This is a genomic window from Bradyrhizobium betae, assembly GCF_004123905.1.
GTDB lineage: Bacteria > Pseudomonadota > Alphaproteobacteria > Rhizobiales > Xanthobacteraceae > Bradyrhizobium > Bradyrhizobium betae_A.
In genome coordinates, this window is record NZ_MZXW01000015.1 from 107,340 (window position 1) to 130,864 (window position 23,525).

The following is a 23,525-nucleotide window of genomic DNA, read 5'->3' on the forward strand; positions in this document are numbered from 1 at the left end:
TCATCCATGGAAGAGCGCGTCTCGATCTCGATCTCGGAAGGCGTCGCCGACGTGCGGCTGGTGCGCGCGGACAAGATGAATGCGCTCGATCAGGCGATGTTCGATGCCCTTGTCGCGGCAACCAAGCGGCTTTCGCAGGACAAAAGCGTGCGCGTTGTTGTCCTTTCCGGCGAGGGCCGCGCCTTCTGTGCCGGTCTCGACATGGGGCGTTTTGCCGCCATGAAGGAGAAGGGCGGCAACGGAATTCCGGGTGGCGAAAATCGCGACCTTACCGCGCGCACCCACGGCCAGGCGAACTTTGCGCAACAGGCGGTGTGGGGATGGCGGCAGCTTCCGGTGCCTGTCATCGCGGCCGTGCATGGCGTCGCCTTCGGCGGCGGCTTTCAGCTGGCCCTTGGTGCGGACATGCGCTTCCTCGCACCCGACGCGCGGATGTCGGTGATGGAGATCAAATGGGGCCTCGTCCCCGACATGGCGGGCACGCCGATTCTGGCCTCGCTGGTCCGCGACGATATCTTGCGCGATCTTACCTACACGGGTCGCATCTTCTCGGCACAGGAGGCGATGGCTTACGGCCTCGCCACCCGCATCTGCGATGATCCGCGCGCAGCTGCCCTCGAAGTCGCGCGCGAGATCGCCGGCAAGAGCCCCGATGCGATCCGCGCCGCCAAGCGCCTGCTGAACAATCTCTCGGTCGATCCGGGTCCCGCGCTACTGGCGGAGTCGGTCGAGCAGCAGAAGCTGATCGGCAGTGCGAACCAGACCGAGGCGGTGCGCGCCAATCTCGAGAAGCGCGCGGCGAAGTACGTGGATTAACGAGTTCTCCGTCATGGCCGGGCAAAAGCGCGAAGCGCGTCTTCGCGCTAGATGTCCCGGCCATCCACGTTCTTGGCAGCGACGAAGCAAGAACGTGGATCACCGGGACAAGCCCGGTGATGACGACCAATTGGCACCGTCGCTGAACAACGAAGAAAAACAAGAATGAGCGAAACGTCAAAGTTCCTCGGCATCGTCTCCGGCGAGCGCCGCCGTACCCATCCTGAAGTCGCCGCCCGCGCCGACCGCATCGCGAGCGGCCTCGCCAGGATCGGCGTCAAGCAGGGCGATTGCGTCTGCATGCTCATGCGCAACGACATTGCGTTCCTGGAGGCTGCCTACGCCGCAATGCGGCTGGGTGCTTATGGCGTGCCGATCAACTGGCACTTCAAGCCGGAGGAGATCAACTACATCCTCAATGACACCGGCACCTCCGTGCTGATAGGGCACGCCGACATGCTGCACGCCTTGCGCGATGCGATTCCCGCTGATGTCACCGTGCTCAGCGTGCCGACGCCGCCGGAAATCCTGTCCAACTACAAGATCGATCCCGATCACCTGACAACGCCGGGCTTCGCGATCGATTTCGAATCCTGGCTCGCGCAGCACCAGCCCTATGACGGTCCGGTCGTGCCGCAGCCCATGAACATGATCTACACCTCGGGTACGACGGGTCATCCCAAAGGCGTGCGCCGCGATGCGCCGACGCCGGATCAGCAGGCCGCCGGCGAGCGCATGCGCGCGATGATCTATGGGCTCAAGCCCGGCGCCCGCGCGATCCTGCCGGGCCCGCTCTATCACTCCGCGCCGAACTCGTTCGGCATTCGCGCCGGAAAACTCGGCGGCGCGCTGGTGCTGATGCCGCGCTTCGAGGCCGAGGAATTTCTGGAGCTGATCGAGCGGTACAAGATCGACACCATCTTCATGGTGCCGACCATGTTCATCCGCCTGATGAAGCTGCCGGAGGCGGTGCGCAAGCAGTACGACGTCTCCTCGCTCCGCCACATCATCCATGCCGCTGCGCCATGCCCGGCCGACGTCAAGCGCGGCATGATCGAATGGTGGGGGCCGGTGATCTACGAGTTCTACGGCTCGACCGAATCCAGTGCCGTCACGTTTGCGACCTCCGAGGACGCGCTGAAGAAGCCCGGCACCGTCGGCAAGATTTCGCCCGGCGCCGAGCTGCGCTTCATCGGCGACGACGGCCGTGTGCTTGATGTCGGTGAGATCGGCGAGATCTATTCCCGCATGGCCGGGATGGCCGACTTCACCTACCACAACAAGCCGGAGAAGCGCGCCGAGATCGACCGCGACGGTTTTATCACCTCGGGCGATGTCGGTTACATCGATGAAGACGGCTATGTCTTCATCTGCGACCGCAAGCGCGACATGGTGATCTCAGGTGGGGTCAACATCTATCCGGCGGAGATCGAGTCGGTGCTCCATGCCGTGCCCGGCGTGCATGATTGCGCGGTGTTTGGCATCCCCGATGCCGAATTCGGCGAGGCGCTGATGGCGATGGTGGAGCCGCAGCCGGGCGTCACGCTCGACGCCGCCGACGTCCGTGCGCGGCTGAAGACCTCGCTCGCGGACTACAAGGTGCCGAAGCACATCGAAATCCGCAGCGGGCTGCCGCGCGAAGACTCGGGGAAAATCTTCAAACGCCGCCTGCGTGATCCCTATTGGGAGCAGGCCGGTCGCAAAATCTGACAGTTCGTAGCCCGGATTGCGCTGTAGCGAAATCCGGGGCCGCTCTGGCTCGTGGCACGACCCCGGATTACGCTTCGCTCCTTCCGGGCTACGCAGGCGGCGCGCCTAGACCAGCTCTCCGCCAACGAACAGCAGGAACGATCGTCCCGGCACCTTGTAGATGCTGTCAAATTCAAACCGTGCCCCGGACCCGCCGTCCCCGACATTGGTGTCGAGCAGCAGCGACCAGCACGGCCCTGCCGAAGTGTGCGGCAGCTTGAAGTCGACCTCGCCCCCAAAACTGTTGAGGATGATCAGCACGCTGTCGTCCTCGCCATGGCGCGGGATCGCGGTTTTGCGCGCGCGGCCATCGAGGACGACGCCAAAACATTTCAGCCAGCCGCTTTCCCAGTCGCCGTTCGACATCTCGCTGCCATTGGCGTTGACCCAGACGACGTCGCGGATGTCGAGCTGCGTGTCGTGTGCGCCGGTGAGGAAGCGGCTGCGGCGCAGGATCGGATAGTCGCGCCGGAGCTGGATCACGCGCTTGGTGAACGCCAGCAGCTTTTGCGAATCCTCGCCCATATTCCAGTCGAACCAGGAGATGTCGCTGTCCTGGCAATAGGCGTTGTTGTTGCCCTGCTGGGTGCGGCCGAACTCGTCGCCGCCGAGCAGCATCGGCGTGCCCTGCGAGAGCAGCAGGGTCGCCAGCATGTTGCGCTTCTGCCGCTCGCGCAACGCGAGGACGTCCTTGTCCTCGGTCGGGCCCTCGGCGCCGCAATTCCAGGAGCGGTTGCTGGAGCTGCCGTCGCGGTTGCCTTCGCCATTGGCCTCGTTGTGCTTGTCGTTGTAGCTCGCCCAGTCGTTCAGCGTGAAACCGTCATGGGCGGTGATGAAGTTGACGCTGGCCCATGAGCGGCGGCCGCCCCAGCGGCCGAAGATATCGCCCGAGCCGAGCAGCCGTGTTGCAAGCGCGGACGGCGGTGCCTCGCCGCGCCAATAGTCGCGCACGGTGTCGCGATATTTGTCATTCCATTCCGCCCAGCCGGGCGGGAAGCCGCCGACCTGATAGCCGCCGGGGCCGCAATCCCAGGGTTCGGCGATCAGTTTGATGGTCGACAGCAGCGGATCCTGGTCCATCGCCTTCAAAAATCCGCTCTGCTCGTCGAAGCCGTAGACCTCGCGCGCGAGAATGGTGCCGAGATCGAAGCGGAAGCCGTCGATATGCATGTCGTCGGCCCAGTAACGCAAGGAATCCATCACCATCTGGATCACGCGCGGATGCGACAGGTTCACCGTGTTTCCGGTGCCGGTGTCGTTGATGTAATAACGCCGCCGGTCCGGCAGCAGGCGATAGTAGCTGGCATTGTCGATGCCCTTGAAGGACAGCGTCGGTCCGAGATGGTTGCCTTCGGCAGTGTGATTGTAGACGACATCGAGGATCACCTCGATGCCGGCGCCGTGCACCTTTGAGACCATTTCCTTGAACTCGCGCAGGCTGTTCGGCACGTCCGAGGCGTAACGCGGGTCCGGCGCGAAGAAGCCGATGGTGTTGTAGCCCCAATAGTTGACGAGGTTCTTCCGGAGAAGATTGTCGTCGTTGACGAATGAGTGGATCGGAAGCAACTCGACCGAGGTCACGCCGAGCGATGTCAGATAGTCGATCAGCTTCGGGGTGGCGAAGCCGGCATAGGTGCCGCGCAGGTTCTCGGGCACATCGGGATGCTTCTTCGTAAACCCCTTCACATGGGTTTCGTAGATGATGGTCTCGTCCCAGTGAACATCGTCGCGCGCGATCTCTTCGTGCCAGTCGAAGTCGGGGTCGACGACGACGCATCTGGGCACGAAAGGCGCGCTGTCGCGGTCGTCGAAGGTGAGGTCGTCGCCCGTCTCCATCTTGTAGCCGAACACGACCGGATTCCATGTCAGGGCCCCGGCATGGGCACGGGCATAGGGATCAAGCAGAAGCTTGTTGGGATTGAACCTGTGACCGGCGTCGGGATTGTAGGGACCGTAGACACGGTACCCGTAGAAGGTGCCGGGTCGGACGCCGGAGATGTAGCCGTGGAAGACCTCGTTGGTATATTCCGGCAGCTCGAAGCGATGGGTCTCGCGGTCGCCGTCGAACAGGCAGACTTCCACCTTGGTGGCATTGGCTGAAAAGACCGCGAAGTTCGTGCCCTTGCCGCTCCAATGGGCACCCAGCGGATAGGGCAAGCCTTCCTCGATGATGAAATCGGACATGTGAACCCCCCAGGCCCCGATGGCCGCGACGGCAACGCCGTTGCGTCCTGAATGTTTCAAGAGCCGTGCCATTGTGGTCGTCGCGTGCGTCAATTCAATGAAGTGAGAGCGGGTGACGCCATTTGAGGCAGTCACATCCTGCCGCCGCCGATGGCCGTCTTCGCATCGACGATTTTCGCACCTATATAAGCGGGGTCATTGCCCCCTGGATAAAACCCATGACCCCCGTTTCCATCCTGCTCAACCTGCTCTGGATTCTCATCGGCGGCGCCTGGATGGCGTTCGGCTGGCTGATCGCGGCGGTCATCATGGCCGTCACCATCATCGGCCTGCCCTGGGCGCGGGCGGCGTTCAACATCGCCGTCTACACGCTGCTGCCGTTCGGCTCGAAGGCGGTCAACCGCTACGACGTCACCGGCATGAGCGATATCGGCACCGGCCCGCTCGGGGTCATCGGCAACATCATCTGGTTCGTGCTCGCCGGCTGGTGGCTGGCGCTCGGCCACCTCGTGACCGCGCTAGTCCTCGCGGTCACCATCATCGGCATCCCCTTCGCCTGGGCCCATCTGAAGCTCGCCGGCATCGCGCTCTGGCCGATCGGCAAGGTGATCGTGCCGGCTTGAGGCGCGGATCCGTCAATGTCGGCCTTCTACGTGCTTAACGGCCTCGGAGGGAGAGAAGGATGCTAGGGAAAGCGAAGGTGGCCTCCCGTCTTCCCGCCAAGGATTTGGAGCGGGCGCGGGCGTTCTATTCCGAGAAGCTCGGGCTCGACCCGGTCGAACAGCGCGAGGGTGGACTGCGCTACGTCTGCGCAAGTGGCGAGTTTGCCATTTTCATCTCGGCCGGCGTGCAATCCGGCACGCACACGCAGATGGGCTGGGAAGTCGAGGACATCGAGGCAACGGTGCGGGAGCTTCGCGCGCGCGGAGTCAAGTTCGAGGAATACGACCTGCCCGGCCTGAAGACCGTGAACGGGATCGCCGAGATAGCCGGGAACTACGCAAGCAAGGGCATCGGTGAGAGAGGCGCATGGTTCCGCAACAGCGAAGGCAACCTTCTTGGAATCGGGCAGCCTATTCGAAGCTGATAGCTCGAAGGATGGGTTTCGTTTTCGCTCTACCCTTCTACGCCTTCGCACAATCCCTCGCGTTGCCCGACGGGCAAAACACGCCACATGAAGGTCAATCGACGGGCTTTAATAAATTCTGATTGACCGAATTCATCTCTTCGGGTAAACCGCAAAACATCCCGGCCCGCCAAAGGGGCGTTTCGCGATCGTCACGATACGTAGGCCGGGATGCGATGGACGCGGCAGCGCCGGCGCGCGACGGGATGGCAGGGCGGGCTACGTCCGTGAGCCATCACGATCCGCGGAACGACACGGCGCCGTCACAGCGTTTCCTTTCCGCTTCGGGGGCGAGCACGCGCGAGCTTTCGAATGTCCGGGGAGGGACGTCCGCGGACGGCAAAAGCGTGTGGTCCTGACGCCCGGGGTCTGTGCGTCAAGGCTTGCGGTGGTGTGGCGGCCGACCGGTACGCGCATCGCTCATCCGCAAGGCGACGGGGGCAATAGTGCAACGCTCCCCGGGGAGAGCGCGCCATAAGCCGTAAAACCATTGCGCAGGGAAGGCCGGGATGTCCCGGCGTCACCTGTGGTCACCCCGCGTGCGTTTTTCGCGTGCGGACCCAGGGTGCCAGCCGGCGCCCGGCCTTCCCTGCGCCCTTTTCTTCTCGATGAGGGCGAAACGAAGAGCAAAGCTCGGGCGCCCGCGCCGCGAGGCTGCGAGGTATGTTTGTTGACAGTGCTCGTTATTGTCTCGTGCCCCGGACGCAGCGCAGCGCGCCGCGTCTTCGCGGCGTGATGCGCTGCAGAGCCGGGGCCCATATTTCGGCAATGCGCTCTGTGGCTTCTGGGTCCCGGCTCTGCGCAGCAGCGCAAGCGCTGCAGCGCGTCCGGGACACGAACCCTGCCGACACTGTGCGCCGCTCCCAACTTCATCTTGCGCTGCGGCAAAAAACTTGCACACTTACTAGGCCGGGCAGCCAAGCGAGCTCGAACCAGGGAGCGAGCCATGTCCCTCCAGACATTACCATCCGAAGCCGCCGATCTTCGCCCGAACCGCCCGGAGGACGTCCAGGCGCTGGAAGCGGACGCGCGGCTGCGTGACGATATCCGCCTGCTCGGGCGCATCCTCGGCGACACCGTGCGTGATCAGGAGGGGGCGGACCTGTTCGACCTGGTCGAGCGCATCAGGCAGACCTCGATCCGGTTCCACCGCGACGAGGACCGGCTCGCCCGCCGCGAGCTCGAGCAGATCCTCGACAGCATGTCGACCTCGGAGACGGTGCGGATCGTCCGCGCCTTCAGCTATTTCTCCCACCTCGCCAACATCGCCGAGGACCAGAACAACATCCGCCAGATGCGCGCCCGCAGCGCCGCCAAAGGCGGTGGCTCGGGCGTGCTGGCCGAGACACTTGCCCACGCCAAGGCCGCGGGCATCGGCGCCGACGCCTTGCGCAGCTTCTTCAAGACCGCGCTGGTCAGCCCCGTCCTGACCGCGCACCCGACCGAAGTCCGCCGTAAGAGCACGATGGACCGCGAGATGGAGGTCGCTGCCTTGCTTGACCGGCGCGAGCGGGTCGCGCTGACCGAAGACGAAGCCGCCGCCAGCGACGAGCAGCTTCGCCGCGAGGTGCTGACGCTGTGGCAGACCAATCTCTTGCGCCGGACCAAGCTCACCGTGCTCGACGAGGTCGCCAACGGCCTGTCGTTCTACGACTACACCTTCCTGCGCGAGGTGCCGCGGCTGGTGAATGTGCTGGAAGACCGGCTGGAGGAGAGCGGCGGGCAGGCCGCGAGCGAGCTTGCCTCCTTCCTGCGCATGGGCAGCTGGATCGGCGGCGACCGCGACGGCAATCCCTTCGTCACCGCCGACGTCATGCGCGGTACGCTGCGGCTGCAGTCGAGCCGGGTGATGCAGTTCTATCTGAACGAGCTGCACGTGCTCGGCGCCGAGCTGTCGATCGCGGCCCATCTCGCCGACGTCTCGGAGGAGCTGCGCAACTTGGCGGAACGCTCGCCGGACACCTCACCGCACCGGAGCGGCGAGCCTTATCGCCTCGCGGTCTCCGGCATCTATGCGCGTCTGACCGCCACGGCCGAAAAGCTCGAGGTCGAGATCACCCGCCGGCCGGTTGGCAAGGCCGCGCCGTATGAGAACGTCAGGGAGCTGCAGGCCGATCTCGACGTGCTGCACCGCTCGCTGATCTCCAACAACGCCCGCGTCATCGCGCGTGGCCGCCTGCGGCTCTTGCGGCGCGCGGTGGATTGCTTCGGCTTCCATCTGGCGCGGCTCGACATCCGCCAGAATTCTGCCGTGCACGAGCGCACCATCGCCGAGCTGATGGATGCCGCCAATCCCGGCATGTCCTACCTCGCGCTCGGCGAGGATGCGCGCGTCTCATTGCTGACCAACGAGCTGCGCTCAACGCGCTCGCTGGTCTCGCCCTTCGTCAAGTACAGCGACGAGACCATGGGAGAGCTCAACGTCTTCCATGCCGCCGCGGAAGCGCATGCGAAGTTCGGCTCCGATGCCATTCCCCAATGCATCATCTCGATGTGCAAGGGCATGTCGGATATGCTCGAGGTCGCGGTGCTGCTCAAGGAGGTCGGCCTCGTCCATCCCTCGGGGCGCAGCGCGATCAATGTCGTGCCGCTGTTCGAGACCATCGAGGATTTGCAGGCCTCTTCCAGCATCATGGACCGCATGCTGTCGCTGCACGATTACCGCCGGCTCGTCGACAGCCGCGGCAGCGTGCAGGAAGTCATGCTCGGCTATTCCGATAGCAACAAGGATGGCGGCTTCGTCACCTCGGGCTGGGAGCTCTACAAGGCCGAGATCGGCCTCGTCGAGGTGTTCGAACGGCATCACGTGCGGCTGCGCCTGTTCCACGGCCGCGGCGGCTCGGTCGGCCGCGGCGGCGGCCCGAGCTATGATGCCATCGTCGCCCAGCCGGGCGGTGCCGTGAACGGCCAGATCCGCATCACCGAGCAGGGCGAGATCATCTCTTCGAAATATTCCAACGCGGAAGTCGGCCGCAACAATCTGGAGATCCTTGCGGCTGCGACGCTGGATGCGAGCCTGTTGCAGCCGCGCGAGAGCGCGCCGCGCCGCGAATATCTGACCGCGATGGACGAGCTGTCGAACCTTGCTTTCAAGGCCTATCGCGGCCTCGTCTACGAGACCGACGGTTTTGTCGACTATTTCTGGGGCTCCACCGTCATCAACGAGATCGCGACGCTCAACATCGGCAGCCGTCCGGCCTCGCGCAAGAAGACCCGTGCGATCGAGGACCTGCGCGCGATCCCGTGGGTGTTCTCATGGGCGCAATGCCGGCTGATGCTGCCGGGCTGGTACGGCTTTGGCAGCGCGGTCGAGCAGTGGATCGCGGAGCATCCCGACAAGGGCATGCCGTTCCTCAAGGAGCTCTACAAGGAATGGCCGTTCTTCCGCATGCTGCTGTCGAACATGGACATGGTGCTCGCCAAAAGCTCGATCGCGATCGCCTCGCGCTATGCGGAGCTCGTGCCCGATGAAGCCTTGCGCGAAAAGATCTTCGGCCGCATCCGCCGCGAATGGCATTCCTGCATCGAGACGCTCTTGGACATCATGGGCCAGGACCGGCTGCTGCAAGGCAATCCGCTGCTGGAGCGCTCGGTGCGCCACCGCTTCCCCTATCTGGATCCGCTCAACCACGTGCAGGTCGAGTTGCTGAAAGAGCATCGCGCGCAGAACCCGGACGAGCAGGTGCTGCGCGGGATTCAGCTGACGATCAATGGCATCTCGGCGGGGTTGAGAAATACGGGTTAGGGGCGAGTTGTGAGTGGCGAGTAGCGAATGGAGTCCACTCGCCATTCGCCACTCACTATTCGCGTCACCTCAACAGAAATGCGCCCCCTGCGTCTCCACATAGACCGAATACAGCGACTGGCTCGCGGTCATGAACAGGCGGTTGCGCTTGCGGCCGCCGAAGCAGAGATTGGCGCACGTCTCCGGCAGCAGGATCTGCCCGATCCGCGCGCCGTCGGCGCCCGAAAACACCTGCACGCCGTCATAGCCCGGACCGACCCAGCCGGCGCCGACCCAGATGTTGCCTTCGGCGTCGACACGCAATCCGTCGGGGAAGCCCGACTTGCCGTCGAGCTTCATGTCGATCAGCCGCTTCGGGTTCGACAGTTTCGGGCCGTCGATGTCGTAGGACCACACCACGTTCTCAGCCTGCGGATAATGCGTGATGCCGGTGTCGCAGACATAGAGTTTTTTGTAGTCGTGCGAGAAGGCGACACCGTTGGGCTTGAACGGCTCGTCGGCGACCTTGGCAACCTGACCGGTCTGCGTGTCGAGACGATAGACCGCTTCCTTCTGGTAAGGCTGCAGCGAGCCGGTGTTGGCGAGCTTGCCCTCGTAGATGCTGATCGCGCCATAGCCGGGATCGGTGAACCAGATCGCCTTGTCGTTGGGATGCACCACCATGTCGTTCGGCCCGTTGAGCGGCTTGCCATTGGCCTGCTCGGCCAGCGTCGTCACCGAGCCATCGTGCTCATAGCGGACGAGGCGGGTGCGCTCGGCGGTGATCTGGCGTCCCTCGGTGTCGAACGAATTGCCGTTGGCCTCGTTCGACGGCTTGTGGAACTGCTCCGAGATGTGGCCGTCGTCGTCGAGATAGCGCAGCTGCCGGTTGGCGGGGATGTCGCTCCAGACGAGATATTGTCCTTGCGCGTTCCACGCGGGCCCTTCCGCCCACAGGCAGCCGGTGTAGAGCCGCTTGATCGACGTATTGCCGACCTTGGCCTTGAAGCGCTTGGGATCGATGACGACGATGTCGGGGTCGGGATAGCGCTGCGGCTCGGCATTGGCGCCGAAGTCGCGGGCGTTGGCCTTCGAGGCGAGCAACGCGGATGCGGCGACGGTCGCGGCGCCCTTGAGAAGCGTGCGGCGGCCGAGGCCGCCGGTTGCAGGCATGTCGTCGGAGTTGGTCAGTATTCTTGTCATGGTTTCCTCCCAAAGTTTTGTTGGGAGGACACCATTCGCCTGCAATCGGGCATAAAGCGGGGCGATCTCCGGACAAGACAACCGGAGATCGCAGGGCAGGGATGCCGGAAATCCGGCTAGACGCTTAGACCGGATCCCACGGGAAGATGTCGGCGGAGCGGTCGAGCTTGTAGAACGAGCCCTTCAGCGCCGGCATGCCGTGCTCCGCGATCGATTGCGGCGTCCAGCCTTCGCTCCGGTGCACCGAGCGCAGCGGACGGTTCTGGCTGAACAGGAACAGCTCGTTCATGCGCGCGCCGAAGATTTGCCCCGAGACCTCCTTGGCGGCATCGGACAGCAGATAAGCGCAGATCGGCGCGATCTTCTCAGGTCCCATCTGCTTGATCTTCTCGACCCGCGCCTTCTCGGCCTCGGTCTCGGTCGGGATGGTGCCGATCATGCGGGTCCAGGCAAACGGCGAGACGCAGTTCGAGCGGACGTTGAAGCGGCCCATGTCGAGCGCGATGGATTTCGAGAGCCCGATAATGCCGAGCTTGGCGGCGGCGTAGTTGGCCTGGCCAAAATTGCCGATCAGGCCGGAGGTCGAGGTGAAATGCACGAAGGAGCCCGACTCCTGCTCGCGGAAGATTCGCGCCGCGGCATGCGAGACGTAGAACGAGCCCATCAGATGCACCTTGATGACGGCCTCGAACGCCTCCACGCTCATCTTGTGGAAGATCATGTCGCGCAGAATGCCGGCATTGTTGACGACGCCGTCGAGCCGGCCGAAATGGTCGGTCGCGGTCTTCACGATCTTGCTGGCGGGGACGGCTTCCGCGACCGACTCGAAGTTGGGGACCGCGATGCCGCCGCGCTTCTTGATCTCGTCGACCACCTCCTCGGCGGGCGAGGCGCTGGAGCCGGCGCCGTCGGCGGCGCTACCGGGGTCGTTGACGACGACCTTGGCGCCTTCGGCTGCACAGAGCAGCGCGATCTCCCGTCCGATGCCGCGGCCTGCGCCGGTGACGATGATGACCTTGTCTTGCAGTGATTTGCTCATGTGGATGACCTCTCGTTCGTAAACACGATCGTGCCACTTGCGGCGAACATGCCGCCGACGCCGTGGCACACCGAAATCTTCGCATTGGGCACCTGCGCCGGCGCGATGCCGCGCATCTGCCGCACGCTCTCCTGGAGCGCGTACATGCCGTACATGCCCGAATGCATGTAGCTCAAGCCGCCGCCATTGGTGTTGAGCGGCAGCTTTCCGCCGGGCCGGGTGTTGCCGTCCGCGATGAACTGGCCGGTTTCCTCGTGCGGCATGAAGCCGAGGTCGCCGAGACCGAACAGCGGCAGATGCGCGAAGGCATCGTAGATCATGAGATGATCGACGTCCTTGTGCGCGATGCCGGCTCCCCTGAACGCCAGTGGCCCCGCGGTCTTGAACGCGCGCGAGGAGTTGAACGTTTCCATCTGGCTGACCATCGGCGTTTCCACGCTCTCGCCGGTGCCCATGATGTAGACGGGTTTTCGCGGGAAATCCTTGGCGCGGTCGGCCGAGGTCAGGATCAGCGCGCCGCCGCCGTCGGTGACGAGACAGCACTGGAGCAGCCGGAACGGATAGGCGATCATGCGCGAGTTGAGGACGTCGGCGACCGTGATCGGGTCCTTCATCATCGCGCGCGGATTCTTGGCCGCCCATTCCCTCTGCACCACGGCGACCGAGGCCAGCTGCTCATGGGTGATGCCGTAGGTCTTCATGAAGCGCAGGACGGGGATCGGGAACATGCTCGGCGGCCCATAGACGCCGAACGGAGCCTCGAATTGGCCGTTGAGGCTGTCCGGCGCTGTCGAGCGCGGCGTCTTGCCGATCATCGACTTGCCGCTCTCGGCGTGCGTAATCAGCACGGTCTTGGAGAGACCCGCCTCGATCGCCGCCGCCGCATGGCGGACGTGCAGCATGAACGAACAGCCGCCGACCGAGGTGCCGTCCACCCAGGTCGGCTTGATGCCGAGATAGTGGCAGACCTGCTGCGGCGTTTCGACCGCGGTGGCAAAACCGTCGATGTCGGATAACTTCAGCCCGGCATCGGCAATGGCATTGAGCGCCGCATCCGCGTGAAGCTGGAGCTGCGACATGTTGGGGATGACACCGAGCTCGGTGGTCTCGGCCGCGCCGACGACGGCAACCTGGTTCTTGCGCATGGTCTACCCCTTCGCCGGACGGAACACGGGGAGGGTGATCTTGTCGTCGAGCGCTTGGAAGGCGACTTCAAGCTTCATGTCGAGTTCGAGCGCCTCCGGCGTCTGCGGGCAGTCGATGATGTTGCTCATCATCCGCGGGCCCTCGTCGAGTTCGACCACGGCGATCGCATAAGGCGGCGTGAAGCCGGGCGCGGCGGGCCGGTGGTTGATCACGTAGCTGTAGAGGAAGCCCTTGCCGCTCGCCTTGAAGATGCTGACCTTGCGCGAGGCGCAGGACGGGCAGAACGGACGCGGCGGGAAATAGACATGCGCGCAGGCGTCGCAGCGCTGTAGCAGCAATTCGCCCGCTTTCGTGCCGTCCCAGAAATGCTGGGTCTCCGGCGTCGGTTTCGGTCGCGCGCGTTGCGGTTCGGCCATGTCGGCTGGTCCTCCCAAGCTTCAGGCTTCGTGCCCGCCTGTTTCGATCTTGATGCGACAATCGACCATGGCGCGTCAACGGTCCAGCAATGTGCATGCATGCCATCATGCGCACAATGCTTGTGTCGAACTGAGCCTGCGCTATAGATTGCGCGCAAATATTCCGTGAGACAGACATGCCCGATTTTCCGACACTGGCGGAGCTCGCCGACGACCTCGAAAATGGCCGCACCACCTCCCGCAAGTTGGTCGAGGCGTGCATCGCCAAAATCGCCGATCCCGCCGGCGAGGGCCAGCGCACCTTCGTCCATGTCGACAAGGACGCCGCGCTCGCGACCGCGGATGCAATGGATGTCCTGCGCAAGGCCAAGGCGGCGCCGTCGCGCTATGCCGGTATCCCGGTCTCGATCAAGGACCTGTTCGACATCAAGGGCCAGGTGACACGCGCCGGCTCCCGCGCGCTCGACGATTCCCCGCCGGCCGAGCAGGATGCCGCAACGGTGGCGCGGCTGCGCAAGGCCGGCTTCGTCGTGATCGGCCGCACCAACATGACCGAGTTCGCCTATTCCGGCATCGGCATCAATCCACATTACGGCACGCCGAAGGGCGCCTGGAACCGGACCGTAGGCCACGTGCCCGGCGGCTCCTCCTCGGGCGCGGCGGTCTCCGTGCTCGACGGTATGGCGCATGGCGCTCTCGGCACCGACACCGGCGGCTCCTGCCGGATTCCGGCGGCCTATAACGGCATCGTCGGCTACAAGCCGACGCAGCGCCGCGTGCCGCTCGATGGCGCCGTGCCACTGTCGTTCTCGCTCGACAGCATCGGGCCGCTGGCGCGATCGGTCAGTTGCTGTGCCATACTCGATGCGGTGCTCGCGAACGAGCCGATCGTTCCGCTGAAGCCGCGCCCCGTGAAGGGCATGCGGCTTGCGGTGCCGACAACGATCGCGCTCGATGATCTCGATGCGGACGTCGCCGAGACCTTCGAGCGCGCGCTGAAGTCGCTGGCCGATCACGGCGCCATCATCGAGCGCATCGAGATGGCCGAATTCCACGACATCGGGCCGATGAACGCCAAGGGCGGTTTTGCGGCCTCCGAAAGCTACGCCTGGCACCGCTACCTCATCACGGCCAAGGGAGACGTCTATGATCCCCGCGTGTCCGTGCGCATCCTGCGCGGGGAGGCGCAGAGCGCGGCCGACTACATCGATCTCCTCAACGAGCGCCGCTCGCTGATCGCCCGCGTCAACGCGCGCATTGCGCCCTATGACGCGCTGGTGTTGCCGACCACCGCCAACACACCGCCGAAGATTTCAGATCTCGCCGATGACAAGGCGTTCACCAAAGAAAACCTGCGCGCGCTGCGCAATTGCACCCTGATCAACATGATCGACGGCTGCGCCATCTCGATCCCTGCGCATCGCGAGGGCGACATTCCCGTCGGCCTGATGCTTGCAGGGGCGGGCGGGTCCGACCGCCGTATCTTTGAACTTGCTGCCGGCATGGAGGCCGTAATTCGTGTTTGACCTGACTTTCACCGTCGATGCCCAGGACACCACCACGCCGCTGACGCTACCGGTCGACCAGATGGTCATCGCCGGCTGGACCGGCCGCGATCCCGTCGCGCGCGACAAGCACATCGCCGAGCTGCAGGAGATGGGCATCGCCCCGCCGGCCTCGACGCCGATCTACTACCGGGCCTCGGCGCGGCGGCTGACCCAGGAAGACAGCATCGAGTGCACCGGCGGCGATTCCTCCGGCGAAGTCGAGTTCGTGCTGATCGGCTGGCAGGGCCGCATCTTCGTCGGCTGCGGGTCTGATCACACCGACCGCAAGGTCGAGGCCTACAATGTCACGGTGTCGAAGCAGATGTGCGACAAGCCGATTGCGTCGACGCTGTGGGAGCTCGAGGACGTCATCGGCCATTGGGACAGGATGATCCTGCGCTCCTGGGCCACGATCAAGGGCGAGCGCGTGCTCTACCAGGAGGGCACGCTGGACGCCATGCTGCCCGTCGCCGACCTGATCGCCCGCGGCTTTGATGGCAAGAAGCTCCCCGACGGCTGCGCCATGTTCGGCGGCACGTTTGCCGCCAAGGGCGGCATCCGCCCGGCGGAACGCTTCGACTTCGAGCTGGAAGACCCCGTGCTGAAGCGCACGATCAAGCACGGCTACGATGTGGTGACGTTGCCAGTGCGGGGCTAAGGCGTCTCCGCCGTCATTGCGGGCCCAGCTCTCTCCGCGTTATTGCGAGCAAAGCGAAGCAATCCAGAATCCCTCCGCGGAACCAGTCTGGATTGCTTCGTCGCAAGGGCTCCTCGCAACGACGGGGTGAAAGTCATCGGAAATCGGGTGGCGGTGGGCGAGCCAGTCTTGCGAAGGTAGTGGCCATGACCGCATCAGCACGCAAATCGCCCCAGAAGCCCGCCGCCGACCTCGCCACCCACGTCGACACACTCGACTGGCCCCAAATCACCGCCGAGCTCAACACCCAAGGCTGCGCCGTCCTGAAGGGCCTGCTGACGCCGGACCAATGCCGCGCCGTCGCCGCGCTCTATCCCGACGACACGCACTTCCGCAGCCGCATCGTCATGGGCCGCCACGGTTTTGGCCGCGGCGAGTACAAATATTTTTCCTATCCACTGCCCGATCTGATCGCTCAACTACGCCCGGCGCTCTATGTGCATCTTCAAGGCGTCGCCAATCGCTGGAACGAGGCGATGGGGATCGACATCCGCTATCCCGCCGCGCACGCAGCCTTCCTGAAGCGCTGCCATGAGGCGGGGCAGAGCCGGCCCACGCCGCTGCTGCTGCAATACGAAGCCGGCGACTTCAATTGCCTGCATCAGGACCTCTATGGCGAGCACGTGTTCCCGCTCCAGGTCGCGATCCTCTTGTCGGAGCCGGGACGCGATTTCACCGGTGGCGAGTTCGTGCTGACCGAGCAGCGCCCGCGCATGCAGTCGCGTGCCGAGGTGGTTCCGCTGGCGCAAGGTGATGCGGTCGCTTTCGCTGTGCATCACCGCCCGGTGCAGGGGACACGCGGCACCTATCGCGTTAACCTGCGCCATGGCGTCAGCCGCATCAGGTTCGGCCAGCGCCATACATTGGGTGTGATTTTTCACGATGCCAAATGAGCGCGACGATTGACGTCTGACTTGTTCGATAGCGTTGCCGAGGCGCAGCCGTCGCGCGAAGAAATCGCCGACGGCGCCGTGCTGCTGCGCGGCTTCGTCAAGCCGATCGAGAGCGAGCTGATTGCCGCCGTGCGCGCGATCGTCGCGCAATCACCGTTCCGCCGCATGACCACGCCCGGCGGCCATCAGATGTCGGTGGCGATGACCAATTGCGGCGAGCGCGGCTGGATCACCGACCACACCGGCTATCGCTACGACCCGATCGATCCGCGAACCGGCGCGCCATGGCCGGCGATGCCGCCGGTGTTTTGCGATCTGGCCCGCAACGCGGCGGAGCAGGGCGGTTTCACGGGCTTCGCGCCCGATGCGTGCCTCGTCAATCGCTACGAGCCCGGCACGCGGCTGTCGCTGCATCAGGACAAGGACGAGTTGGATTATTCGGCGCCGATCGTCTCGGTCTCGCTCGGTCTGCCCGCGACCTTCCTGTTCGGCGGCCCGGCGCGCGGCGATAAGCCGCGCCGCTTCCGGCTCGTTCATGGCGACGTCGTGGCCTGGGGCGGTGCCAGCAGGCTCGCCTATCACGGCGTCGCGCCGCTCGCCGAGGGCGAGCATGCGCTGCTCGGCCGCAAGCGGATCAATCTGACCTTTCGCAGGACGCGCTGACGTCTACGGCTTCGGCGGGTGAATGAACGCCCAGGGGCTGACTTCGGAATCCCTGGTCACCTCGACCGAGATCAGATACGGCCCGCCATGCGCGAGCGCCTTCTCCATCGCCGCCTTGAACTGGTCCGGCGCGGTCACGCGCGCCGCTGCCACGCCAAACGACTCCGCCAGCTTGACGAAATCCGGATTGACCAGATCCGACGCCACCACGCGGCCGTCAAAGCGTTCGCGCTGGTCGCGGCGGACATTGCCATAGGCGTTGTTGTTGAACACCAGCGTCACCACGCCGATGTTGAACTGCACGGCGGTGGCAAGCTCCTGCACGCCGAACATGAAGCCGCCGTCGCCGGTGATCGCCACCACCGGCTTGTCGGGATTGGCGACCTTGGCGCCCAGCGCGGTCGGGAAGCCGGAGCCGAGCGTGCCCTGATAGCCCGAGGTGATGAAGGTGCGCGGCTGGTAGACCGGGAAGCCGTACCAGGAGGCGAAGCCGAACTGCGACAATTCATCGGTGACGATCGCATTCGCCGGCAGCACCTCGCGCAAAATGTTGAGATAGGCCATCTGCGGCTGGATGCGCTGGATTTCGGCTTGCGCAGCCGCTGCGGCCTCGCGGATGTCTCCGCGTCGGCCGCTGCTCTTCGCATAACCGGCCTTCTTCACGGCGGCGACGAGATCAGCCGTGCCGTCCTTGGCGTCGGCAACAATGGCGGCATCGGCGGCAAGCCGGCGCATCTCGGCCGGGTCGATGTCGATCCGAATCGATTTCAGCCCGCTCGGCTGATACGGCCAGCGGAAGCCCGAGGCCGGCAGCTCCGCGCGGGTACCGATGGCGATCATCAGGTCGGTCTTCGGCCAGAGCTTGTAGGCGGCCGCCATGGTCAGCCCAAGCTCATGCGCATTGGAGACGATGCCGCGGCCGCTGCGGAAGGCAACCACGGGCGCATCGATCATCTCGGCGAGCTCGAGGATCTCCTCGCGTGCCTCGATCGCGCCGCTGCCGACGAAGATCATCGGCGCCTTGCTGCCCTTGATCAACGCTGCCGCCTGCTTGATCAAATCAGGATCGGGCAGCGGCGCGGGCAGCGGCTCCAGCACCTGTGCGGCACGAGTGTCGGCGCGCTGGGTAAAGATGTCCCAGGGCATTTCGACCGAGGCAGGCCCGCGCCGGCCTGACGTCATCTCCTGGAAGGCGCGTGCCACGGTGGTCGGCGCATTGCCGGGATGTTCGATCCGGTCGGCCCATTTCACATAGGTGCGCAAGGTCGCGAGCTGGTCCGGCATCTCGTGCAGATGGCCGCGGCCCTTGCCGAGAAATTGCGTCGGCACCTGGCCGGTGACGCATAGCACCGGCTCGTTGCAGCCGTAGGCGGTGAGCAGCGCCGCGCTGGCGTTGAGCACGCCGGGGCCGGGCACCACGCTGAACACGCCGGGCCTGCCGCTGGAGCGCGCATAGCCGAACGCCATGTAGCCGCAGGCCTGCTCGTGCCGCGCGCCGATCACCTTGAGCTGGGCCTGGTGGAACGCGTCGAACAGGCCGTAGACCTGCGCGCCGGGCAGGCCGAACACGGTGTCGACGCCATGGGCGACAAGCCCGCTTACGATCGCTTCGCCGCCGGTGAGGGTGGTCATTGCATCATTCCACTTCAATTCTTGGTCAGGCTTCGTCGACGACGCCGTTGCGCAATTTGCCGATGCCCTCGGCTTCGACCTCGATGACATCGCCGGGCTTTAAGTAACGCGGCGGATCGAACCGCGCACCGGCGCCGGTCGGCGTGCCCGTCACGATGATGTCACCGGGGACCAGCGTCGCGAAGGTCGAGATATAGCTGATGAGATAGCGGAACGGAAACATCAGCCGGCTGGTGCGGTCGTCCTGCCTGAGTTCACCGTTGACATGCGTGGTGAGGCGGATGTCGGCGATCTGCGCTTCCCTCGCATAAGGCACCAGCCACGGCCCGAGGCTGCCGCTGGAATCAAAATTCTTGCCTTGCGTGACGTTGAACTTGGCGTGGCGCAGCCAGTCGCGCACCGAGCCTTCGTTGCAGAGCGTCAGTGCGGCGACGTGGTCGAGCGCCGCGCTCTCGGCGATGTGCCGGCCGGCCTTGCCGATCACCAGCACGATCTCGCCCTCATAGTCGAGCTGCGCGGACGCGCGCGGGCGCACCAGCGGCGTGTCGTGGCCGACGAACGATCGTGGCGAACGCATGAACATGCTCGGATATTTCGGCGCGTCCTGGCCATCCTTGTACTCGGCGTTACGATCAGGATAGTTGACGCCGATGCAGATGATCTTTTCCGGCGCGGGCACCGGCGGCAGCCAAATGATGTCACCGAGGGCATGATCCGGCTTGCGGCCGGCTGCTTCCTCGGCAAGGCTCGCAAGCTTGCCGGCCGCGATCACTTCGCGCAGCGTCGGATAGTCCTTGGCGTAGCGCGCGGAGAGATCGACGATGCCGCCCTCGAGGACGGCGCCGTAGCTGATATCACCCTTGATGGAATAGGCGGCGAGGCGAGGGAGCTTCATCGCTTAATCCGCCACCAGCACGTCGGCCACGAATTTTGGCTCACGCACGGCCTGGCCAGCGAAGGGCGAGCCCTGCTCGAACCAGGAGCGCGGCGCTGGTGCGCCCCACAGCGTCTGTCGGCGCGGATCGCGCAGCGACCAGCGCAGTGGCTCGTGGTCGTGATCGCCGGTAAAGTAGTCGCTGGTGTAGAGCTCGAGGCGGTGTCCGTCGGGATCCCTGACATAGAGGAAGAACGCATTCGAGATGCCATGGCGTCCGGGGCCGCGCTCGATGTTCTTCACGAAACCTTGGGAGGCCATGACGTCGCAGAGATGGATGATGTTCATCGCCGTCGGCGTCCAGTAGGCAAAGTGGTGCAGGCGAGGGCCCTTGCCGTTCGTGATCGCAAAATCGTGGACGTTGCCCTTGCGATGCATCCAGGCGGCGGCGATGCGGCCGTTCGGCCCGTCCTCCTCGGCATATTCGGTGAGACGGAAGCCGAGCCGCGCATAGAACTCGATCGTGTCCTGCACCTCGGCGGCGAAGACGTTGAAATGGTCGAGCCGCTGCGGGTGGCAGCCCCTGTAGAGGTCGTAGCGGCGCAACAGATGCGGCCGGCGGTCCATCGCCGCGTAGAGTTCGATCTGGAAGCCGAAGGGATCGGTGAACTGGAGCGTGCGGCCCTGAAAGGGCTGGTCGACAAAGGCGTAGCCAAGGCCGTTCTCGGAGAGAAACCTTGCGGCCTTGTCGAGATCCCCGTCGTTGCCGACCTTGAAACCGAGCCTGTTGCAGGCGGGCGCCGCCGCTTTGCGCAGCACCAGCGAGTGGTGCTGATGTTCTTCTGCGGCGCGCAAATACACGACATTGTCGTCGGCATCCTCGACATGCAGGCCGATCGTCGTCTCGTAGAATGCGCGGCTCAGCTTCAGGTCGGTCACGTCGAGCACGACGTGGCTGGAGCGGATGATGTTGAACGGCGGCTCGAAGATGTGTTGCGGTACGGGCATTGCGTTTCCCCTCGGAACGACGAGCGTCAGATTCCCAATTTCTGAATCTTGTGCGTGCCCCGCGCCAGCGAGACGTGCTTGGTTTCCATGTAGAAGTCGAACGAGTAATCGCCGCCGTCGCGGCCGATGCCCGAGGCCTTCATGCCGCCGAACGGCGTCGGCAGATGGCGGACGTTTTCCGAGTTGAGCCAGATCATGCCGGCCTCCAGCGCATCGGCGACGCGCAACGCGCGGCCGACGTCGTTGGTCCAGACATAGCCGGTCAGGCCATAGCGGATGTCGTTGGCGATCGCGATGGCGTCGGTTTCGTCCTTGAAGGGCAGCACGGTGAGGAAGGGGCCGAACACCTCCTCCTGCGCCACGCGCATCTTGCCGTTGGCGCCTGTGACCAGCGTCGGCTCGACATAATGTCCGCCGCCCGGGCCGTCATAGGCCTTGCCGCCGACCGCGATCACAGCGCCGTCCTGGCGCGCGACGTCGAAATAGGAGCAGACCTTTGCCAGATGCCGCTCGTGGATCAGCGGCCCGATCTCGGTTAAGGGATCGAGGGGATGGCCGACCTTCAGCGCCTTCACGCGCGCGGTCAGCTTCTCCACGAACTTGTCGGCGATGTTCTGCTGGATCAGCAGTCGGCTCGACGAGGTGCAGCGCTCGCCGTTGAGCGAGTAGATCATGAATACGACGGCATCGAGCGCGCGGTCGAGATCGGCGTCGTCGAACACGATAACCGGGTTCTTGCCGCCGAGCTCGAAATGCACGCGCTTCAGCGTGGGCGCGCCCTGAACCATGATCGCCGAGCCGGTTGCGCTCTCGCCGACAAAGCCGATCGCCTTGATCGCCGGATGCTCGGTCAGCGCCTTGCCGGCTTCTTCGCCAAGGCCATGCACGGTGTTGAGCACGCCGTCGGGCACGCCGGCTTCCTTCACGAGCCTGGACAAAATGCTGGCGGTGACCGGCGACCATTCGGCCGGCTTGTGCACGACGGTGCAGCCGGCGGCTAGCGCAGGGGCGATCTTCCAGGTCGACAGCATGAACGGCGTGTTCCACGGCGTGATCACGCCGACCGGGCCGATCGGCACGCGGGTGGAGACATTCCAATGCTCGTCGCTCGGCGTGTTCTGGCCATCGCGCGCCTCGCCGCATCTGTCGGCGAAGAAGCGAAAATTCTCGGCAGCGCGGATCGCAGCCTTGGCCATGAAGCGATAGGCCTGCCCGGTGTCGATGCATTCGAGCACCGCGATGTCTTCGGCATTGTCCTCGATGGCGTCGGCGACCCGATGCAGCAGCTTCTTCCGCATCGCCGGTGCCATGTCGCGCCACGACTTGAAGGCAAGGGCGGCAGACGTGGCTGCGGCGTCGATGTCCTCGGCATTGCCGCGCGCGACGCTCGCGAGCGTCGCGCCATCGACCGGCGACTTGGTCTCGAAGGTATCGCCGGATATCGAGGGGACGACCTTGCCATCGATCATGTGGCCGATGCCGTCCGCGCGCAGCGTCTTCAGCAGCGGCGCAGCGCGCTCGCGGTTGGCCTGGAATACATCGGTTCTCGGCGTGGGCTTATCCATTTGCAGCCTCCACTTTCAGGGCGTCGTGGATGTTGTTGCGCTTCCAGCTGGTGTCCTTGTCGTTGATCTGCATGTCGAACGACAAAGCGAACTTGCTGACGGCGAAGACGGGATCGAGATGTTTTGACAGTGCCTGGAACACGTGCTCGCCGGCTCTCCTGCGTGTTGCAAGGTCGCGGCCTTCGCCGATGCGCAGCACCATGTCGAGAAAGCCATAGTCCTGCCGCGCGTCGGCGATCGCATAATGCTCACACCTGACAGCGCGGACGCGGATGCCGCCGAGCGGGAAGATGCCGGTCTCCACCGCCGCCTTGCGCACGACTTCGCAGACCGCGCCGATATCGAGACGGCCATCGAGATTGGCCGAATATTCGATCGTGAAATGCGGCATCGCGGTTTCACTCCCTGTATTTTTATCTGTCAGGCGAAGTAGCAGCTCACGGAGCCGTAGGCGCCATAATCGGCCTGAATTGTGTCGCCCTTGCGGGTTTCGATCGGACGGATGAAGGATCCCGCGAGCACGACCTGCCCCGGCTCCAGCGCAAGGCCGAGCGGCGCGATCTTGTTGGCAAGCCAAGCGACGGCGGTCGCGGGATGATTGAGCACGCCGGCAGCGAGGCCGGTCTCTTCGAGCTGGCCGTTCCTGAAGCAGAGCGCGCCGATCCAGCGCAAATCCGCATCCAGCGGGCGGATCGGCCGTCCACCCAGCACGATGCCTGCATTCGCAGCATTGTCGGCGATGGTGTCAAAGATCTTTCGCGCCGCTTTCGTCTGGGGATCGACGCGCTCGATGCGCGTGTCCAAAATCTCCAGCGCGGGCACGACGAAGTCGGTGGCGTTGAGCACGTCGAACAGCGTGCAGTCGGGGCCCGCGAGCCGCTTGCTCATGACGAAGGCGAGCTCGGCCTCCACGCGCGTCGCAATGAAGCGCTCGGTCGGGACGAGGCCGCCATCGGCAAAGAACATGTCGTCGAGCAGCACGCCGGAATCCGGCTCGTCGATATTGAGCGAACTCTGCATCGCCTTCGAGGTCAGGCCGATCTTGTGGCCTTTTACGATACGCCCTTCGGCAATCTTGACGTCGACCCAGGCCTTCTGAATCGCGTAGGCATCGGCGATGGTGATGCCAGGGAAATCCTGCGAGAGCTGCCGGATCTGCACGCGGGTCTTCTCCGCCTGGTGCAGACGGCTCGCGCAAGCTTGGATATCGTCGCTGGAAAGCGCCATTTTGTGATCTTACAAA

Annotated in this window: 20 protein-coding genes; 9 read left to right on the forward strand and 11 right to left on the reverse strand. The window is 64.6% G+C overall.

Features of this window, described 5'->3' with window-relative positions:
- Positions 1-6 precede the first annotated feature (6 nt).
- Both B5V03_RS08375 and B5V03_RS08380 read left to right on the forward strand, forming a co-directional pair.
- Entirely contained in the window at positions 7-816 is an 810-nt protein-coding gene (locus B5V03_RS08375; RefSeq protein WP_129269041.1) for a crotonase/enoyl-CoA hydratase family protein, read from the forward strand.
- A 165-nt stretch (positions 817-981) separates the two neighbouring features.
- Entirely contained in the window at positions 982-2,526 is a 1,545-nt protein-coding gene (locus tag B5V03_RS08380) for an acyl-CoA synthetase (protein ID WP_129269043.1), read from the forward strand.
- A 105-nt stretch (positions 2,527-2,631) separates the two neighbouring features.
- Here B5V03_RS08380 and glgX read toward each other — a convergent pair whose 3' ends face one another.
- A complete protein-coding gene (glgX, locus tag B5V03_RS08385; protein ID WP_129269045.1) occupies positions 2,632-4,749 on the reverse strand; it encodes a glycogen debranching protein GlgX in 2,118 nt (705 codons plus the stop codon).
- A 218-nt stretch (positions 4,750-4,967) separates the two neighbouring features.
- Between glgX and B5V03_RS08390 the strand changes: the two genes are divergently transcribed.
- From B5V03_RS08390 to ppc, 3 genes are all read left to right on the forward strand, one after another.
- Entirely contained in the window at positions 4,968-5,372 is a 405-nt protein-coding gene (locus B5V03_RS08390; RefSeq protein ID WP_129269047.1) for a YccF domain-containing protein, read from the forward strand.
- Between the two features lie 59 nt (positions 5,373-5,431).
- The gene (locus tag B5V03_RS08395; protein ID WP_129269049.1) at positions 5,432-5,836 is read left to right on the forward strand and encodes a VOC family protein; all 405 of its coding nucleotides are present in this window, start codon (positions 5,432-5,434) and stop codon (positions 5,834-5,836) included.
- Positions 5,837-6,821: 985 nt separating this feature from the next.
- Positions 6,822-9,620, forward strand: a complete 2,799-nt coding sequence (gene ppc / locus B5V03_RS08405) for a phosphoenolpyruvate carboxylase (RefSeq protein ID WP_129269051.1) — start codon at positions 6,822-6,824, stop codon at positions 9,618-9,620.
- 69 nt (positions 9,621-9,689) lie between these two features.
- On the opposite strand, the gene B5V03_RS08410 is transcribed toward ppc, so the two are convergent.
- The 4 genes from B5V03_RS08410 to B5V03_RS08425 all read right to left on the reverse strand — a co-directional run bounded on the left by B5V03_RS08410 (position 9,690) and on the right by B5V03_RS08425 (position 13,403).
- Positions 9,690-10,802 (reverse strand): SMP-30/gluconolactonase/LRE family protein, encoded by a 1,113-nt coding sequence (locus tag B5V03_RS08410; RefSeq protein ID WP_129269053.1) that lies wholly within the window; start codon positions 10,800-10,802, stop codon positions 9,690-9,692.
- 124 nt (positions 10,803-10,926) lie between these two features.
- Positions 10,927-11,841 carry an SDR family oxidoreductase gene (locus tag B5V03_RS08415; protein WP_129269055.1) on the reverse strand — a complete coding sequence of 305 codons (915 nt, stop codon included), beginning with the start codon at positions 11,839-11,841 and terminating at the stop codon, positions 10,927-10,929.
- The gene (locus B5V03_RS08420) at positions 11,838-12,986 is read right to left on the reverse strand and encodes a thiolase C-terminal domain-containing protein (protein WP_129269057.1); all 1,149 of its coding nucleotides are present in this window, start codon (positions 12,984-12,986) and stop codon (positions 11,838-11,840) included. The genes B5V03_RS08415 and B5V03_RS08420 overlap by 4 nt, the downstream gene beginning before the upstream one ends.
- A gap of 3 nt (positions 12,987-12,989) precedes the next feature.
- Positions 12,990-13,403, reverse strand: a complete 414-nt coding sequence (locus B5V03_RS08425) for a Zn-ribbon domain-containing OB-fold protein (RefSeq protein WP_129269059.1) — start codon at positions 13,401-13,403, stop codon at positions 12,990-12,992.
- A 176-nt stretch (positions 13,404-13,579) separates the two neighbouring features.
- Here B5V03_RS08425 and B5V03_RS08430 point away from each other — a divergent pair, with 176 nt between their 5' ends.
- From B5V03_RS08430 to alkB, 4 genes are all read left to right on the forward strand, one after another.
- Positions 13,580-14,929 carry an amidase gene (locus B5V03_RS08430; RefSeq protein WP_129269061.1) on the forward strand — a complete coding sequence of 450 codons (1,350 nt, stop codon included), beginning with the start codon at positions 13,580-13,582 and terminating at the stop codon, positions 14,927-14,929.
- Positions 14,922-15,608, forward strand: coding sequence for a DUF2848 domain-containing protein (locus B5V03_RS08435; protein ID WP_129269063.1), 687 nt, complete (start codon positions 14,922-14,924; stop codon positions 15,606-15,608). Before B5V03_RS08430 ends, B5V03_RS08435 begins: the two co-directional genes overlap by 8 nt.
- A 185-nt stretch (positions 15,609-15,793) precedes the next feature.
- On the forward strand, positions 15,794-16,540 hold the full coding sequence (locus tag B5V03_RS08440) for a 2OG-Fe(II) oxygenase (protein ID WP_129269065.1): 747 nt from the start codon (positions 15,794-15,796) through the stop codon (positions 16,538-16,540).
- Positions 16,541-16,549: 9 nt separating this feature from the next.
- Entirely contained in the window at positions 16,550-17,203 is a 654-nt protein-coding gene (gene alkB / locus B5V03_RS08445) for a DNA oxidative demethylase AlkB (RefSeq protein WP_129269067.1), read from the forward strand.
- A gap of 3 nt (positions 17,204-17,206) precedes the next feature.
- On the opposite strand, the gene B5V03_RS08450 is transcribed toward alkB, so the two are convergent.
- The 6 genes from B5V03_RS08450 to hpaH are packed head-to-tail and all read right to left on the reverse strand — an operon-like array spanning position 17,207 to position 23,509.
- The gene (locus B5V03_RS08450; protein WP_129269069.1) at positions 17,207-18,835 is read right to left on the reverse strand and encodes a thiamine pyrophosphate-dependent enzyme; all 1,629 of its coding nucleotides are present in this window, start codon (positions 18,833-18,835) and stop codon (positions 17,207-17,209) included.
- A gap of 25 nt (positions 18,836-18,860) precedes the next feature.
- Positions 18,861-19,730 carry a fumarylacetoacetate hydrolase family protein gene (locus B5V03_RS08455; RefSeq protein ID WP_129269071.1) on the reverse strand — a complete coding sequence of 290 codons (870 nt, stop codon included), beginning with the start codon at positions 19,728-19,730 and terminating at the stop codon, positions 18,861-18,863.
- Between the two features lie 3 nt (positions 19,731-19,733).
- A complete protein-coding gene (gene hpaD, locus B5V03_RS08460) occupies positions 19,734-20,717 on the reverse strand; it encodes a 3,4-dihydroxyphenylacetate 2,3-dioxygenase (RefSeq protein WP_129269073.1) in 984 nt (327 codons plus the stop codon).
- A 26-nt stretch (positions 20,718-20,743) separates the two neighbouring features.
- The gene (gene hpaE / locus B5V03_RS08465; RefSeq protein ID WP_129269075.1) at positions 20,744-22,282 is read right to left on the reverse strand and encodes a 5-carboxymethyl-2-hydroxymuconate semialdehyde dehydrogenase; all 1,539 of its coding nucleotides are present in this window, start codon (positions 22,280-22,282) and stop codon (positions 20,744-20,746) included.
- Positions 22,275-22,673 carry a 5-carboxymethyl-2-hydroxymuconate Delta-isomerase gene (locus B5V03_RS08470; RefSeq protein WP_129269077.1) on the reverse strand — a complete coding sequence of 133 codons (399 nt, stop codon included), beginning with the start codon at positions 22,671-22,673 and terminating at the stop codon, positions 22,275-22,277. The genes hpaE and B5V03_RS08470 overlap by 8 nt, the downstream gene beginning before the upstream one ends.
- A 29-nt stretch (positions 22,674-22,702) precedes the next feature.
- Positions 22,703-23,509, reverse strand: a complete 807-nt coding sequence (gene hpaH / locus B5V03_RS08475) for a 2-oxo-hept-4-ene-1,7-dioate hydratase (RefSeq protein ID WP_129269079.1) — start codon at positions 23,507-23,509, stop codon at positions 22,703-22,705.
- Positions 23,510-23,525 lie beyond the last annotated feature (16 nt).